The following is a 15,439-nucleotide window of genomic DNA, read 5'->3' as shown; positions in this document are numbered from 1 at the left end:
TTTTCATTTTTTGCAGTAGGAATCCCCTTGTATGAAGGGGACTTGGCGATTGATATTCATTATTTGCTTGATGTTTCTTATTTTGTCTTTTTTGAGTCTAAGATTGGCAAATGACCTTCTGCCACGTGACACTTGAATTCATTATCAACCTGACAGCCTATCACTCCTGTAAGATGGGCAGACCGCTTTCTGAAATATGGGTTGTTTGTACAAATATGCTGACGTGATCCATGCTCCATCACCTCTTTTTTCATTCACAAACATTCTTTCTCGATGCTGATATGTCATCCACCTTGGTGGAGTTGGTGTGCAAAGAATGGTTTCGATACCATGTGAATTCTCCAATGCGAACAGCTAAAATACCAAGATTCGTCATCTAATCGCTATCCTCGCTGATGACCTGTTCATCCCAAAGCTCTCTGGATAATAACAAACAACGTGATACATTTTTTTCTAACTTAGTCCTTCTTTCTCATCTGATTTCATGCTCCCTCATGCCTTCAGCTACAAGTCTCGCCATTTCACGTGCGCCCTTTTTTGTGAAGTGGGTATAGTCATTGATGCCTTCTGAGACCATGAAATACGTATAAACCGTTTTTTCACCTATTGCTTTAAAATGGGCTAAACTTTTTTCCATTAAATCAATCAGGGGCACTTGTTCTTCCTCTGCTACCTGATTCATAGCCGTGCAGTAGTCTGGGAAATCATTGATAAACTGCCCATTTTTATAGTGAAATCTAGCGACTGGTGTAATGAGAAGTGAGCTTGCTCCTTTTTGTCTTGCACCCGTCACATACTGTCTCAAATAATATTTATACGTGGTAAATGGCTCTGTGTACCGATCTGGGTTATTCTTGGAGGCATCATTATGTCCCATCTGAACAAAAAGCCAGTCATTTGGAAGAATGTCTTGAAGAATCCTGTCAAGCCTTCCTTCCTCCACAAATGTTTTTGAACTTCTGCCTCCAATGGCACGATTGATGACCTTAAAGTCACTTGTGATATATTCATGCAAAAATTGTCCCCAACCGCCTTGATTCGTGGTGTCATCGTAACGTTGCACAGTAGAATCTGCGGCAAGATAAATAGACGATGTATTCATGTCTTTCACTCCTTTATATGGGTAGCTGATTTGACTAAATAAACATGTGGCCTTTCTGGTTTTTTCATTCCTGTACCAAGATAAAATCCTGTGTGAGGCGGTTGATTGTAAGCCGTGTTTTGCCATGCAATCGACAACCTGTAAATAGGATCATGCATCAGCGTATAAAATCGATGAGATGTCACATGTGTGGTTGTATACAGTCTAAGTGCTTCACTATTCTCTGTTCGCCAAATAACCTGCTCGCGCCAGTCGCCAAATAGGTTAGCCTGTAGAACTGGATTTCCTTTTGTAAAATTATTAGATCGTACACCATCTGGTTCCATTATCTTGATAAGTTCTTCTTTTTCGTAATCCCATTTTGAAATATGCGGTTTTCCCTCTATGCCATTAAAATCATGATCCAGTAGCTCTCTCAGCAAATCACCATCCCACCAAATGGCAAAATTGGCTGATGGCGGTGCATGCTCGCTTAACTTTTCCCCCTTCACCGTATAAAGTCCATAGGATGCATCATCATTCCCTGGTGGATCAATCGCCCAAAGCAAAACCCCTTCATAGCGGGGATCAATATGCGCAGCCATCCCGCGCCCTACGTCGGTATTGGCTGGTGCTCCCCAAAGTAGCTCTCCCGTTTCACCATCACGAAAGGATAGACCATATGGCAAACGAGCATCCTCATGCACTTGAAACACTTCAATTCCTTGCCTTGTTGGGTCAAAATCACCCACATGCAAGGCATCTCCATGTCCAAGCTTCGTCGTATAAAGTCCAGTTCCATCATGATCAACAGTCATGGCCCCATAGATGATTTCATCCTTCCCATCACCATCAACGTCCGCTACAGAAAGGCTGTGATTTCCTTGACCTGCGTAGTCTTCATAACCTTGGTTCGAATCAAAGACCCATCGTTTCTTTAACTGACCTTCTCGGTAATCATAGGCAACAAGCACGGTTCTTGTATAATAACCTCTTGCCATCACGACACTTGGCTTGACCCCATCTAAGTAAGCAACTCCTGCTAAAAATCGATCCATTCGATTTCCATATTCATCTCCCCAGTCAGAGAGCTCACCGCGTGATGGATCGTAATCATCTGTCACAAGGGCTTCTCCTGTTTCACCTGAAAAAACCGTTATAAATTCAGGTCCCGTTAGAATTCGTCCCTGTTCATTGCGGTAATCAGCATTAACGTCACCAATGATGATCCCTTGACCATCTACTGTACCATCAGCCGTTTTCATGACAATCTCTGCTTTTCCATCACCGTCTAAGTCATATACCATAAATTGCGTATAATGAGCACCCGCTCTTATATTTTTGCCTAAATTCACGCGCCAAAGGAATGTGCCATCAAGACGGTAAGCATCAATCAACACCTCGCCTGTATAACCGTCATGAGCGTTGTCCTTTGCGTTCGAAGGATCCCACTTTAAGACAATTTCATACTCACCGTCTCCATCAAGATCACCAATACTTGCATCATTGGCACTATACGTATAAGTATTTCCATCTGGCGTTACTCCAGGAGTTGGCTGATTCAATGGAATGTCGAGGAAAGGATGCTCCCATACGTTACAGGTTGTGTCTATTCCTTGTTTTGTTTTTAACGTATAAACCGATGCACACCTGCCATCATGATCTAAATAATTCGTGCTATCTGTGATCGGCCGATGTGTTAATTGCTTACCATCACGATATAACCAAAACGGTTCATCTTCTTCATCACTTGCAAGAAGCCGCCAACTGACGAGCACTCCAGTGTCTGTTCGTACAGCAATCATGCCTCGATTTAAATGCTCCATCTGTCTTTTTTTCTTCCTTTTCATTAAAAACGGAACAGGCTGCATACATTGCTGCCCGTTCCTCCCCCCCTTTTTGATATTAAGGTGTATATATATTAAGCTGATTCGGCTTTGTCATCCCTTCACCAAGAAAATAACTCGTATGAGGCGGCTGATTATAGGCAACATTCTGCCACGCAATCCCAAGCCGGTAGACAGAATCATGCATTAATGTGTGTATCTTATGTGATGTTAGATCGGTTGTAGTGTAAATGCGAAGAGCCGTGCTATCTTCCGTACGCCAAACAACCTCTTCTCGCCAGTCTCCTAATAAATCTGCTTGCAGGTTTGGTGTGGCTTTCGTTGAGTTATTAGAGGCAGCACCGGTTGCAGTTAGTAGGTTCATTGATCGTCCATTCGCATAATCCCACTTATCAATTCTAATGTCATCCAACTGTTCCCTTAGCAAATCACCATCCCACCAGATACCAAAGTTCACAGACGATGGAATCCTTGTTCCAATCTTTTCACCTTTTGCAGAATAAAGATTCCCTGCTGCCCATACTTCCTGCCCGGGATAGCGAGGGTCAATATCAGATGCCATTCCGCGACCGACATCTGTTCCTGTGTGAACACCCCACAAAATCTGTCCTGTTTTAGCATCGCGAAACGATAACCCATATGGTGCTGATTTATCCTCATGCACTTGGAAAATTTGCAAGCCATTGCGAGTCGGATCAAGCTTTCCAGTGTGCAGCGCATCACCATGACCAATACCAGTGCTATAGAGGCCTTTGCCATCGTGATCAACGACCATTGCTCCGTAGACGATCTCATCTTTTCCGTCTTGATCCACATCTGCCACACTCAAGCTGTGATTTCCTTGCCCTGCATACGCTCCATTCCCTGGTTGATTTGAATCAAAAGTCCATTGTTTTGAGAGTTGACCATTTTTAAATTGATATGCAACAAGAACCGTTCTTGTATAGTAGCCACGCGCCATTACAAGACTTGGGGTCACACCATCTAAGTACGCAACACCGGCCAAAAATCGATCCACACGATTTCCGTAATTATCTCCCCAATCTGCAACGTTTCCTCTTGGTGGATCGTAGTTAGTTGTCACAAGTTCTTCTCCTGTTTCTCCTTTAAAAACGGTTAAATATTCTGGTCCACTTAAAATACGTCCCTTTGCATTCCGATAGTCTGCATCTTTGTTTCCGATCACCTTTCCTTTTCCATCTCGTGTTCCATCAGCTGTTTTCATCGCAATCTCTGCTTTTCCATCACCGTCGAAGTCATACACCATAAACTGTGTGTAATGGGCTCCTGCCCTAATGTTTTGACCAAGTGAAATCCGCCAAAGATGCGTTCCGTCTAATTTATACGCATCAATGAACACTTCACCTGTATAGCCATCATGTGCATTATCCTTTGAATTGGACGGGTCCCATTTGAGAATTAATTCGTATTCTCCATCACCATCGACATCACCTACACTTGCGTCATTGGCACTGTAGGTGTACGGCTCTCTTGCTGGCGTTTTTCCTCCTGCTGGCTTTTTCAAAGGAACTGTTAGAAAGTTTTTACCCCAAACAGTTGCTTTAGGTGAAGCCGATTGTTCTTGACCGCCTACAACTGCACGAACCGTATAGGAGGATTGAGCATTGCCTGATGAATCAAGATAATTGGTGCTACCAGTAATCAGCGAACTATTCACCTTTGTATTTCCACGATACACATTAAACGAGACAGAACTTGACTCGGTGCCAAGCAAACGCCAACTTAGAAAAACACCTCGATCTGTTTGCACCGCTACAAGCCCTCGATTCAACTTCTCCATTTGATGCGGGTTGACAAATGGTTTCTGATGTCCTTTTGCATACCCTTCCTCTGCACTCATACCTAACAGAACAAAAAGGGAAAGCAACACCGCACATTTGAATATTTTCTGTTTACACATTCTCGTTGTGTCAGCTCCTCTTCGCGATATTGAAAACGCTTACTATTACGTATTGTAGGAGCACTCAAATATGTGTGCAATGGCATTTTTTTGCACAAGGATAATGATTGAATAAACATTTTTTGCGACGTTTTCACTTTTTCGCGCCTACATCTCTTAGCTCGTCAATTCTTTGAAATATGCGCATTGTAAAAAACATTATGGTTAAGGCAAAGAAAGCTCCCCCATAAAAGGGAATCAGACCTGGAACAGTGTAAAGGACATAAAAAATAAAGGCAGAGGAGATGAATAAGCACAATGTTGTCACAGGTCTTGCGATACCACATAACAGTGCCTGCTGAACATACGTCTTCAATGGAAGTTCGTAATGAACATATAAAGGAAACAAGTAGAAAAACGCCGCTAAAAACACAACGGCTGATACGAAAGTGCACATGATCATAATAAATGATACGATGCCACTGCTCGCTGAAAACACTTGATAGTTAAAGAGAAGAATAGAGAATACGATGAAAAAGAACATTCCTAGCACATTCGTTTTGACCCATTCTTTTTGATACACTTTGATAAAAAGAGGAGAAATAGGCTGATCCCCTTCTCCCCTGAGCCATTTTCGAACAACAGCAAGCATGGCACATGTACTTGGTGCAAAGCCCAATATGATTCCCCCTAGCAACGTAAATAAAAGCCAAAGCATATTGAGCCAAGCTAGTTTCATGAGTAACTCACATCCACTATATAGCCCACCCAGGACATTCTTTTTCATATGCTTCTCCTCACATCCGTGATGTCACATTTTTTACGTACGCTTTGATTGGAAGGTCAAGACGTTTGATTTCGTTGACCACAAGACGCGCGACCTCAAGTGCACCTTTTTGAGAAAAATGAGTATTGTCTTCAATTCCAGCAGGGTAGTTCGGATGCTCATCAGGCTCGAAAATCACAAATAAAGTTTTAGAGCCTTCCACTCCAAATAATTCATATAACTGTTTTGTAAGAGATTGCAAATCAATCACTGGTATATGAAGCTGTTCTCCAAGTGCTCTCATCGCAGCAGGATACTCTCCCAACGTATGCTTGATTTTCCCGTTTTCATCAAAATGTCTGCGCTGGACAGAGGTGAAAAACAGCGGATATCCCCCTTTGTTTTTTGCCAGCTGAGCAAAGGTAGCCAAATTGCGTTGGAAATCACCGTATGCTTTGGTTCCTCTTGGTTTCTGGTCATTGTGACCAAACTGGATGAACAAGTAATCACCCGGCCTAATCGCTTTTTCTATCTTTTGAAAATGCCCCTCGTCGATAAAAGAATTGGTACTAGCCCCTCCTTTCGCATGATTTTCTACCTTCACCTTCTCTAAGAAGAACGTTTGTAGCATTTGCCCCCAGCCTGCCATGGGCGTTTCGTGAGGCGGGCAGTCTGCCATTGTTGAATCACCAACTAAAAAAATACGAATGTGCTTCACTAACCATTGCAACCTCCTTATGACAGCTTTGACGCTGTGTGTTGATGGGTTTGGCGATACACACCAGGCGGCATCCCAACTTGTTTTTTAAAAATGCGGTTAAAGTAACTATGCCGATAGCCAACCTCTTCTGAAACGTCGTGAATTTTTTTGTCTGTATGCAAAAGTAACTCTTTCGCTTTTTCAATCCGAAGCGCTGTTAAATATTCAATAAAATTTTTCTCTGTCACTTGTTTAAATGCTTTACTCAATGTATAGGTGCTTGTGCCCTCCTGATCGGCACATATTTCAAGTGAAATATCTTCCATATAGCGTTCATGAAGCGTTTGTCTAACTCTTTCTACTAGCAGTGTCTGACTCTTATTTTTCCGTTTGGCAAGCATGATTACATAAGGAGTTAACACACGTGACATCAGCCATTCCTCAGCCTGATTCGGATCATGTAAGTCCAAAATCTCTGAAAATAGGTTGCGATCTGTAAACAGCTCGGGTGGATACACACCGCACTGTACCATTTCCTTTTGAATTCGCGATACCAATTGCATCAAACAAGGATGGACATATGCATTCTCTTTCGCCTCTTTTGATAGTTCACACATTAAATTGGAGACATCTTGAAGTATTGCCTGTTCGTTTTCCTGCTGTAAAGATTGGATGAGTGAATTTTCTAGTTCAAATGGATAGTCAAATACCACCTCTTCTCGCTCCTTTGCATTTTTATGCGCCCTTATGATTTGCTGTTCATTTTTAAATCGCCTATTTTGCTTATGCTTTTTCACCCATTCAAAGAGTTGCGGAATTTCTCTTAAATCATGTGTAGGATCACTGATGGTCATTGTAAGTGATAGACCTGTATATTGTTTTAACCAATTAGCTAAATCTGTTGTAGCAACTTCCAACTCTTGAGCGAAAATGGACGCGTTTGTGACAAGGCCGGTGAGCGACCATCTTCCTTGGTCAAGTACAACCAATTGAGTTCCTTTTTCACAAAGAATGGATTCAAACACATTTTTCATCATAAAAATGGCAAGCTGTTCATCTTTTTGCGTAAAGTCGCTTCTCTTCAAAAAAGAACCTGTTGCCTGCAAATCAATGATCGTGTTCATTCCTTCAAAAGCAAAGCCAGCTCTTTTCATTTTTTCCTGTAGGTGTGAAAGCGGCAGGTCATTCAATTTACCGCCGATAAGCTGTCTTAAAAGATTTTGTTGAAAGTGTGGTCGTTGACTCGTCATTTGCTGCTGAAGTTCAGTGCTTTCACTTGATAAATCCGTCCATTTGGCGGCAAACCATTGAAACTCATCCCGTATGTGAGATGAAAACAATTGCTTTTCATCCCCTGTTAACAAACGAATGAACTGTTGGATTGGCCGATACATTCTTTTAGACACATACCAAGTCAAAATAATGGCAGTAATGAGGCAAATCACGATTAAGACAACAATGAATTTTGAAATTGTTATAAGTGGAGCTGTAATAGAAGTGAGCGGAGCGGCTGATACATAGGTCCAGCGCTGATGGAGCCGCTTCATCTCACCGTAAGTGACTGAATACATACTTCCTTTCCACTCGGTACGAAAACTCCCCTCATTTTTTCCTTGTGCGCTTATGCTCTCCTGTAAAAATGACTCAAATGTACTCTTCTTCTTTTGACCTGAGTGAAAGATCACTTCTTTTTTTTCATTTAAAATAAATGCGTCGCCAGCATCGTACCGAGATAAGTCCTGAAGAAGTCGTGCTATCTCTTTTTGATTCATTTTGAACACATAAGCACCGGATGGCTCATCTTCTGAACTACGAATCAGTTGTATCAAAATAGGGGGAGCAATCCCTGTATCTTTCCAATAAATATCTTCATTTGCTTCAAGCAATGACCGGTATTCTTGCAACTCAGCTACACTAGATAATCTGCTATATTCGGGGCTTAATAGAAGAGGGACATTTCCATCGATAAAAAGAGATGCTTCGGAAAGAAGCGGTTGTTGATCTTTGATCATAAATAATAGTTTAGAAAGCTGGTAGGTGGAGCGAAATTCTTTCTCTAGTCGTTCATGTGTAAAGGAATTTGTCATGTCCGTATCAAAAGCAAGCTGTGACACCAATAGCTCCATGCTGTCCACCTTCTCATGCAAGCGGTCTACTTGCCGCTCAACCTGTTTTTCATGTGAGGCTTGAAGCTCCTTCTCCACTTTTCCAATAGATAGCATGTAAATACCTCCTCCGATAAAAAGCACAGGGAGACATGAGATGAATAAAATAAACACAAAGCTCTGTCTAAAGTAAGCTCCTTTCCTCGGCAGGTTATTCTGCTCTTTTGTCATGGCTTTCCTCCTGCACCATTGCTCGTTTTAAGCGTGGGTATCGGCGACAGCTCTTGTCCTTAGGACATCCGTTAAGAAGACGAGCGCAAGCCCTTGTCCCCATCCTTGTATTCGTTTGATTGGCACCTTTTTATACCCTTCTGCATGCTCCATGATGGCTGTACCAGCAGAGACGCCTGTCACACTTCCGTCCTCCTTCACCGCTGCTAAAACTCCCGATAACGCCTGTTGAATTTGCTTATTGTACAGGTGACCTCGCGAAATAAGAGCAGACGCAATTCCGCACGAGGCAGATACTTCAAGATACGATGTCGGATCGTCCAATATCGTATGCCAAAGGCCTGACTCTCCTTGAAGCCGAACGAGTGCGCTCAGTTGATCTCTTAAAGAGCCATCAATGATCATAAAAGATGGATGTGTAACAGGAATGAGTGGCAATGCTTTGGCCATTGTCAGTGCTGCCCAGGCATTTGCTCTTCCCCAGTAAATTCCCGATAAATGATTTTGAGCTTGATGATCCCAACCATGATAATACAGATGCGTCATTTGATCCTGCAAAAATTCCTCATGCCCATGATACTGCTTCAATGCATCATCTATACAATCTTGGCGCGAAGCCACCACACCATATTTCAGCATAAATAGCCCCGCCATCATCAGCGTATCTGCCCATGCTTGCTCAGGAAACACATAGCTTGTGGAATTGACAGTATGCTGGAGTATACCATCTGCAAAGCGGGGCGCTTTTTTAAGAACATAATCAGCCAATTGTTCGGCTGTTTCCAAATACACCTCTTCCCCTGTATGCTCAAAAAGAAAAAGCAATGTATGACCCATTGATACACCATTAATTGAAAGAGGCGGTAGCCCACCTTCTAAATGGTCATCCATCCACGTTTTCAGGCCGAGCAGATAGTCTTCTTTTTTGGTTATTTCATACGCCTCTGCAATGCCATAAAATGCAACACCACCAGGCCAATCCCAATCAAAATCCATATCAAATGTCCGTCTGACGATCTGATCAATGTATGTCGTTATTTTTCCTTCTTCAAACATAAGTTTTGCCAATGATTGACACTCCTTTTATTTTAATCCGCTCGTACTAATACCTTGTACGATGTACTTTTGAAACAAGAAAAACACGAGAATCACAGGAAGTAGTGAGACAACCGACATAGCAAACATGGCCCCCCAATTCGAAGCGGTTTCTGTATCAAGGAAGAGCTTCAAAGCAAGTGAAACAGGATACAGCTCTGGTTTGTTTAAATAGAGCAATGGCTGAATAAGCTCCTCCCATTTCCAATAAAACGAAAAGATGGCAGAGGTCGCAAGTGCAGGTGCAATGAGTGGTAGAATGATTCTCCAAAAAATACCAAATCGCCCACAGCCATCAATTGTCGCCGCTTCATCTAACTCCTTTGGAATGGTGCGGATGAATTGAATGATCAGAAAGATAAAGAAAGCATGACCAAAAAACTGCGGGACAATAATCGGCTTAAACGAATTCAGCCAACCGATCTTAGCAAACATGATATATTGCGGAATCATTAGCACCTCATGCGGTAGCATCAGCGTACCCATCACACATACAAACCAAAAAGCCTTCCCTTTAAATGGTATGCGGGCAAACCCATATGCAATGAATGCAGATGAAATTACAGCGCCTATCACTGAAAAACAGACAATCACAAGCGAATTTCGAATAAAAGTGAGAAAGGGTTGCCCTGCAATCCCTTTAAAACCATCCACATAATTTTTTAAAACAAACGGGTCTGGAATAAGAGAATGTGACGTGGCAAAAATACTACTGCTTTCTTTAAAAGAGCTGACAAACAGCCATATAACTGGATAGAGTAAAATGAGGACAAGCAGTGATGTGAGCACATGATAAAATATCCGTTTTGGCTTCATTCTCCCCCTTTGCACGACTTTCGATTTCGCAATTTCTTTCACGGTTTCCAAGGTCGCCCTCACTCCTTCGATTCATAATGCACCCAATAAGATGAGGTTTTAAAGAGAATCCATGTAATGGCTCCAACAATCAACAGCATGATCCATGCCATCGCAGACGCATATCCCATCTGAAAATAGTTAAATGCCCTTTGAAAGAGATATAAAGAATAGAGAAGTGTTCCATCAAGCGGACCGCCTTCTCCTTTTGAAATAATGTAAGCAGGTGTAAATGTCATAAATGCAGAAATGGTCTGCATGACGAGATTAAAGAAAATAATGGGTGTTAAAAGCGGCAACGTAATGCGGAAAAAACGCTGAAATCCATTTGCTCCATCGACATTTGCCGCTTCATGATAGGAAGGAGGAATATTTTTTAAACCTGCCAAAAAAATCAACATGGATGAACCGAATTGCCATACTGACAACAAAATCAGTGTCCATAAAGCACTGGCAGGGTCTTGATACCAAAGAATTTTCTGATCGATGCCAACAAAAAACAACAATGCGTTTATGACCCCGTCATTGCCGAAGATGTTGCGCCACATAATCGCAACTGCCACACTGCCTCCAATAATGGATGGCAAATAAAACAACGTTCGGTATATGCCGACTCCTCTAACCGCCTGATTTAGAATCATTGCGATGAAGAGAGCAAAACCAAGGCGGAGAGGGACGCCCGCCAATACATAAGTAAATGTAACCTTTAATGACTGAACATATTTTTCGTCACTTGTGAACATCTCATAATAGTTACCAAAGCCAATCCATTTTGGCTTTGTAAACAAATCATATTGTGTAAAGGACAAGTACAACGAAACAAGCATCGGAATGACAGTAAAGCAAATGAAGCCAATAATAAAAGGAGAAATAAACGCATATCCCATCCATGTATCTTTTTTGATTTTGCGATGTCTCACATTTGCGCCCCTTTCCGACTCATCATTGATTCCGTTTCAATATACTATTTGCTTGCTTACGAAATTTTCCAGCCGCCTTTGCTGGTGTTATTTTTTCAAACAAAATTTGGTCTGAAGTATCCTTAAGCAATTTTATCACCTCTGCTGATCCCACCGGTTCTGGCGGATCTGCCTCACTTGCTACGGGCGTTGCCTGATCTACATACGCTAAGATCTTTTTCTCATCTTCATTCAGCTTGCTCTTAATCACATCTGCTGTCTTAGTCGAAACAGGGACACCTCGCTCTCCTTTCATTAGTAGATTTGCTTTCTCATTGTTAACGAAGAAATCAATAAACTTTGCTGCCTCTTTTTTATGTTGCGCGCTTTTAGGTATCGAAAACATCATGCTCGGCTTTAACGTAAGGGCTTTATGCTCACTATGTTCAGGTGGTAAATGCAGAGATAGTGGTGAATCGGTTAGCTGCGCAAAGGCACTGAACTGATTTGAATAGTTCCAGGAAAGAGCGGCTCGTCTTTTGACGATAAAATCATCCTCCATCCCTTTTATTTGTGCACCTTCATCTGGTGTTGGTATGACCTTTCTTTTGACAAGCCGAAGCTGACGTTCAAAATAATCAATAAAGAGCTGATCATCCTGATAGGCAAGTCCTGCCCCATCCTCTTGATAAAAACGCTCCCCTTTTGTTTTTAAATAATAAGGGAAAAAAATATCTGGCGGATGCGCACCATTTGAACCGTAGCTTCCAGTTTGTTCTTTCACCTTGTAGGAGAGCTTTTCATAGTCATCCCAGCTCATATCATCCTTTAATTGAACCCCCGATTCGGACAGAAGGTCATCATTGGCAACAAGGGACAACACATTAATGCCTAACGTAAAACCGTACAGCTTTTGATCTATTCTGCCTCCAGCTAATTTCTCATCTGCAATGGCTCTTGTATCAATGGTGCCATCCGTAATAAATGGCGTTAAATCTTCTAGCTGATTCTTTTTTCCATATTGAGATAAATAAGCCGTATCCATTTGAATGACATCTGGCAATTGACCCGCAGCTGACATCGGGGCGAGCTTCTTCCAATAGTCATCCCAGTTGGCAAACTCCGCCTCTATGTTCACATATGGATGTTCCTTTTCATAAAGCGCTATTATCTTTGTTGTATAGTCATGCCTTGGCTGACCGCCCCACCAGGCTACTCGAATTGTGACCTCTTCCTGATCATTGGATGACACTGTTTCCCCTTGAGAACAACCGGCAAAAACAACTGCAACACAGGACAGAACCAAGATAAGCAACACCTTTTTCATCATAAACCTCCCTTACCACCTATCATGTAAGTGCTTACATCATATTTTAAATCGTACCTTTTTCACTTCACACTCAAAAAACAGAGGAATAGGTTAAAAAAACAGAGATGATCTTTGAAGAATCAAAGCTTTATCTCTGTTTCATTGCTTTCTTTTTATATTCTGACGGCGTGCATCCAGCATACTTTTTAAAGACAAGGCTAAAGTATTTGGGGTTATGCCCAAAACCAAGCTCTTCTGCCATGTCATATAGACTCGCATCGCTTCCTCCTTGTATCTTCCGCATAGCAAGCTCAATCCGCTGCTTTGCTACATATTGTGAGAATTTCTCCCCTGTTTTCTGTTTAAACAATTTACCAGCATAATCTGGATTTAAAAAAAGCACTTCTTGCGCCGCCCACTTGAGAGATAATGAAGGATTCGCAAGCTGATCGTGAATCAAATGGATCATTTTAGAAGCCGCATCCTCTTTATTCCCGATTTGAACACCTCCTTTACTCGGCTCTACTTTCATCGTCTCCATAATCGCTTGAAGTGATGTTTTCATCTGCTGTTCATTACACGGCTTTAGATGATAATGCATCACGCCATATTTCATCGCTCGCTGGGCATATTCAAATTCACCATAGCCCGATAACAGAATAAATTGCGCATGAAGCTGTGCTTTGGCAGCTTGCTCCACAAGTTCAATTCCTGTCATCCTTGGCATTTTGATATCGCTGATCACAATATCAGGTTTCTCTATCTTCATTAGCTCATATGCATCAAGGCCATTCTGCATCATGCCAACAACTGATGCATTCATTTCCTCCCACTTAATGATGGATGAAATTCCTTCAAGGATGACCCTCTCATCATCAACAAGCACGACTTTATACATGTGATCGCCCACTCTCATATGGAATTCGCAAAGAAATGGTCGTTCCTACACCGTCTTGGCTGAAAATCTTTAGCCCATATTCGCTACCAAAGGTTAATTGCAAACGCCGATGAATATTGAAAAGCCCAATTCCGCTTCTCCCCACATCTATATTGTCTAAAAGTGTCTCATCCATTCCTGGGCCATTATCTGAAACAGACAACCAAACAACATCATCCTCACGCCATATCTTTATCTGGATTGAGCATGATTCTGTATAAGGCTCCAATGCATATTGAATGGCATTTTCTAAAATAGGCTGAAGGGTTAGCTTTGGAATCATACAATGCTGAAGATCATCCTCCACTTCCCATGAAAAAACAAGTCGCTCCTCAAACCTATAACGCTGAATGGTCATATAGTGAAGAGCAATATCTAATTCCTCTTCTAATGTCACTTCATGTTTCTTCACATGAATGCTATTTCTAAGTAAAAATCCAAGGGATTCCGTCATTTTTGAAATTTGTTCTTGCTGATTCATTTTCGCCAGCCAATGAATCGAGTCGAGTGTGTTATATAAAAAGTGAGGATTAATTTGTGCTTGCAATGCCTTAAATTCTGATTCTCTTACCATGAGCTGTTTTTCATAATTTTCTTCTATGAGTTCATTTATTTTCTTCATCATGGACCGAAAATGCCTTGATAGTCTCCCGGCTTCATCATTTGCATGCTGTTTAAATTCCAGTGTACTCGCTGTTTTAAACTCCCCTGCCTCTACCACTTTCATTGCAGTCACTAACTGCTCAATAGGCCCTGTAATGTTCGTAGCCATCTTCCGTCCCAAAAGTAAAACCACTGTAAAAAACGCGAGAAAAAAAATACCTAACACGGTCTTCATCCAAGAAATATGGGTGAATATATGATCAAATGGAACGACATTGACATACGCCCACGGCTGATAAGTGGATGTGACAAATGAAATAAAATACTGTCTCCCATTTTCTTTTCTGATTTCATAACCTGAATGCTCATTTACTCCCGATTGTAGAAGGGAACCATTCACTTTATGGTGTTTTCCTAAAACGATTCTCTGACCGCTTGTGATGAACAGCTCGCCCCCCATATCTGCCCATTCTTTTGGTAAATCTGCAACGATGCGTTCCAGATCAATTTGAATAAGTAAAGTACCAAGTGGTAATAGACTCAGTTGATCATATGACCGAATTTGACGAGCAGACACAAGAACTTGTTTTTCTTCATATGAAAATGGAATGAACACATTTTTTCCTTGCCTTCGTATCGCCTCTTCAAAAAAAGCGCTTGTCTCTTGACGTAAGCGTACTGATGAATTCCTTCCTGCTGCATACTCTGTTCCCTCTTTATCAAACAAATGAATGGATTCAATGTATTTTTCAGAACCAGCGTATGAAGCGAGTTTATCCCATAGTTCTTTTTTCGTTTGGTACTGTGAATACCGGTTGTCGCCTTGTTCAATATTCTCGAGGTGCTCCTGAATATTTCTATCTGTCATCATCTCATATGACACTTCTTCAATCTTCCTCAATTCATCTTCAATTCGCTTAGACGACATCGCAAGCACCTGACTGGATTTCCGATAATATTGCTCATCGTATACATGAAACGCATATTGAACACCACTATAAACAAATAAAAAGGACACAAGCATGATCCCACATAAAAATAAAAATAATTTATCCTTAATGCTTAAATGCTGATAATACGTAATCCACCTTGTCATTGCCCTTTTCATCTG

The 15,439-nt window shown here is 41.6% G+C and carries 12 protein-coding genes and 1 pseudogene; all 13 read right to left on the bottom strand.

Translation table 11 applies throughout. From position 1 onward, the window contains the following. Nucleotides 1-116 precede the first annotated feature (116 nt). Nucleotides 117-447: pseudogene (locus ACQKEZ_RS02515) on the bottom strand (beta-galactosidase); the annotation flags it as partial. A 25-nt stretch (nt 448-472) separates the two neighbouring features. After that, nucleotides 473-1,102, bottom strand: a complete 630-nt coding sequence (locus tag ACQKEZ_RS02510; RefSeq protein WP_427298503.1) for a rhamnogalacturonan acetylesterase — start codon at nt 1,100-1,102, stop codon at nt 473-475. Between the two features lie 5 nt (nt 1,103-1,107). Then, the gene (locus ACQKEZ_RS02505; RefSeq protein ID WP_427298501.1) at nt 1,108-2,952 is read right to left on the bottom strand and encodes a rhamnogalacturonan lyase; all 1,845 of its coding nucleotides are present in this window, start codon (nt 2,950-2,952) and stop codon (nt 1,108-1,110) included. Nucleotides 2,953-2,986: 34 nt separating this feature from the next. Next, on the bottom strand, nt 2,987-4,789 hold the full coding sequence (locus ACQKEZ_RS02500) for a rhamnogalacturonan lyase (protein ID WP_427299294.1): 1,803 nt from the start codon (nt 4,787-4,789) through the stop codon (nt 2,987-2,989). Between the two features lie 193 nt (nt 4,790-4,982). Beyond that, nucleotides 4,983-5,615 (bottom strand): YesL family protein, encoded by a 633-nt coding sequence (locus ACQKEZ_RS02495; protein WP_427298499.1) that lies wholly within the window; start codon nt 5,613-5,615, stop codon nt 4,983-4,985. Nucleotides 5,616-5,625: 10 nt separating this feature from the next. After that, entirely contained in the window at nt 5,626-6,273 is a 648-nt protein-coding gene (locus ACQKEZ_RS02490) for a rhamnogalacturonan acetylesterase (RefSeq protein WP_427299293.1), read from the bottom strand. A 56-nt stretch (nt 6,274-6,329) separates the two neighbouring features. Beyond that, entirely contained in the window at nt 6,330-8,630 is a 2,301-nt protein-coding gene (locus tag ACQKEZ_RS02485) for an AraC family transcriptional regulator (RefSeq protein ID WP_427298497.1), read from the bottom strand. Between the two features lie 27 nt (nt 8,631-8,657). Continuing rightward, on the bottom strand, nt 8,658-9,698 hold the full coding sequence (locus ACQKEZ_RS02480; RefSeq protein WP_427298495.1) for a glycoside hydrolase family 88/105 protein: 1,041 nt from the start codon (nt 9,696-9,698) through the stop codon (nt 8,658-8,660). A gap of 15 nt (nt 9,699-9,713) precedes the next feature. Further along, nucleotides 9,714-10,541: a carbohydrate ABC transporter permease gene (locus ACQKEZ_RS02475; RefSeq protein WP_427299292.1), complete on the bottom strand. Its 828-nt coding sequence runs from the start codon at nt 10,539-10,541 to the stop codon at nt 9,714-9,716. A gap of 59 nt (nt 10,542-10,600) precedes the next feature. Then, the gene (locus tag ACQKEZ_RS02470) at nt 10,601-11,467 is read right to left on the bottom strand and encodes a carbohydrate ABC transporter permease (RefSeq protein ID WP_427299291.1); all 867 of its coding nucleotides are present in this window, start codon (nt 11,465-11,467) and stop codon (nt 10,601-10,603) included. A gap of 55 nt (nt 11,468-11,522) precedes the next feature. Further along, on the bottom strand, nt 11,523-12,806 hold the full coding sequence (locus ACQKEZ_RS02465; RefSeq protein ID WP_427299290.1) for an ABC transporter substrate-binding protein: 1,284 nt from the start codon (nt 12,804-12,806) through the stop codon (nt 11,523-11,525). 130 nt (nt 12,807-12,936) lie between these two features. Beyond that, entirely contained in the window at nt 12,937-13,686 is a 750-nt protein-coding gene (locus ACQKEZ_RS02460) for a response regulator transcription factor (protein ID WP_427298493.1), read from the bottom strand. Then, on the bottom strand, nt 13,679-15,436 hold the full coding sequence (locus ACQKEZ_RS02455) for a cache domain-containing sensor histidine kinase (protein WP_427298491.1): 1,758 nt from the start codon (nt 15,434-15,436) through the stop codon (nt 13,679-13,681). The genes ACQKEZ_RS02460 and ACQKEZ_RS02455 overlap by 8 nt, the downstream gene beginning before the upstream one ends. Between the last annotated feature and the right edge of the window lie 3 nt (nt 15,437-15,439).

The organism is Bacillus sp. NPDC077027, from assembly GCF_050269555.1.
Taxonomy (GTDB): Bacteria; Bacillota; Bacilli; order Bacillales; family Bacillaceae; genus Bacillus.
Note: the sequence above shows the minus strand (reverse complement) of the source record. Positions and strands in the feature narration are given on the sequence as shown.

Bases quoted from the DNA above. Each gene is read 5' to 3' on its own strand.
- ACQKEZ_RS02510 (WP_427298503.1), bottom strand. From the start codon at position 1,102: ATGAATACATCGTCTATTTATCTTGCCGCAGATTCTACTGTGCAACGT.
- ACQKEZ_RS02505 (WP_427298501.1), bottom strand. From the start codon at position 2,952: ATGCAGCCTGTTCCGTTTTTAATGAAAAGGAAGAAAAAAAGACAGATG.
- ACQKEZ_RS02500 (WP_427299294.1), bottom strand. From the start codon at position 4,789: ATGAGTGCAGAGGAAGGGTATGCAAAAGGACATCAGAAACCATTTGTC.
- ACQKEZ_RS02495 (WP_427298499.1), bottom strand. From the start codon at position 5,615: ATGAAAAAGAATGTCCTGGGTGGGCTATATAGTGGATGTGAGTTACTC.
- ACQKEZ_RS02490 (WP_427299293.1), bottom strand. From the start codon at position 6,273: ATGGCAGACTGCCCGCCTCACGAAACGCCCATGGCAGGCTGGGGGCAA.
- ACQKEZ_RS02485 (WP_427298497.1), bottom strand. From the start codon at position 8,630: ATGACAAAAGAGCAGAATAACCTGCCGAGGAAAGGAGCTTACTTTAGA.
- ACQKEZ_RS02475 (WP_427299292.1), bottom strand. From the start codon at position 10,541: ATGAAGCCAAAACGGATATTTTATCATGTGCTCACATCACTGCTTGTC.
- ACQKEZ_RS02470 (WP_427299291.1), bottom strand. From the start codon at position 11,467: ATGGGATATGCGTTTATTTCTCCTTTTATTATTGGCTTCATTTGCTTT.
- ACQKEZ_RS02465 (WP_427299290.1), bottom strand. From the start codon at position 12,806: ATGAAAAAGGTGTTGCTTATCTTGGTTCTGTCCTGTGTTGCAGTTGTT.
- ACQKEZ_RS02460 (WP_427298493.1), bottom strand. From the start codon at position 13,686: ATGTATAAAGTCGTGCTTGTTGATGATGAGAGGGTCATCCTTGAAGGA.
- ACQKEZ_RS02455 (WP_427298491.1), bottom strand. From the start codon at position 15,436: ATGAAAAGGGCAATGACAAGGTGGATTACGTATTATCAGCATTTAAGC.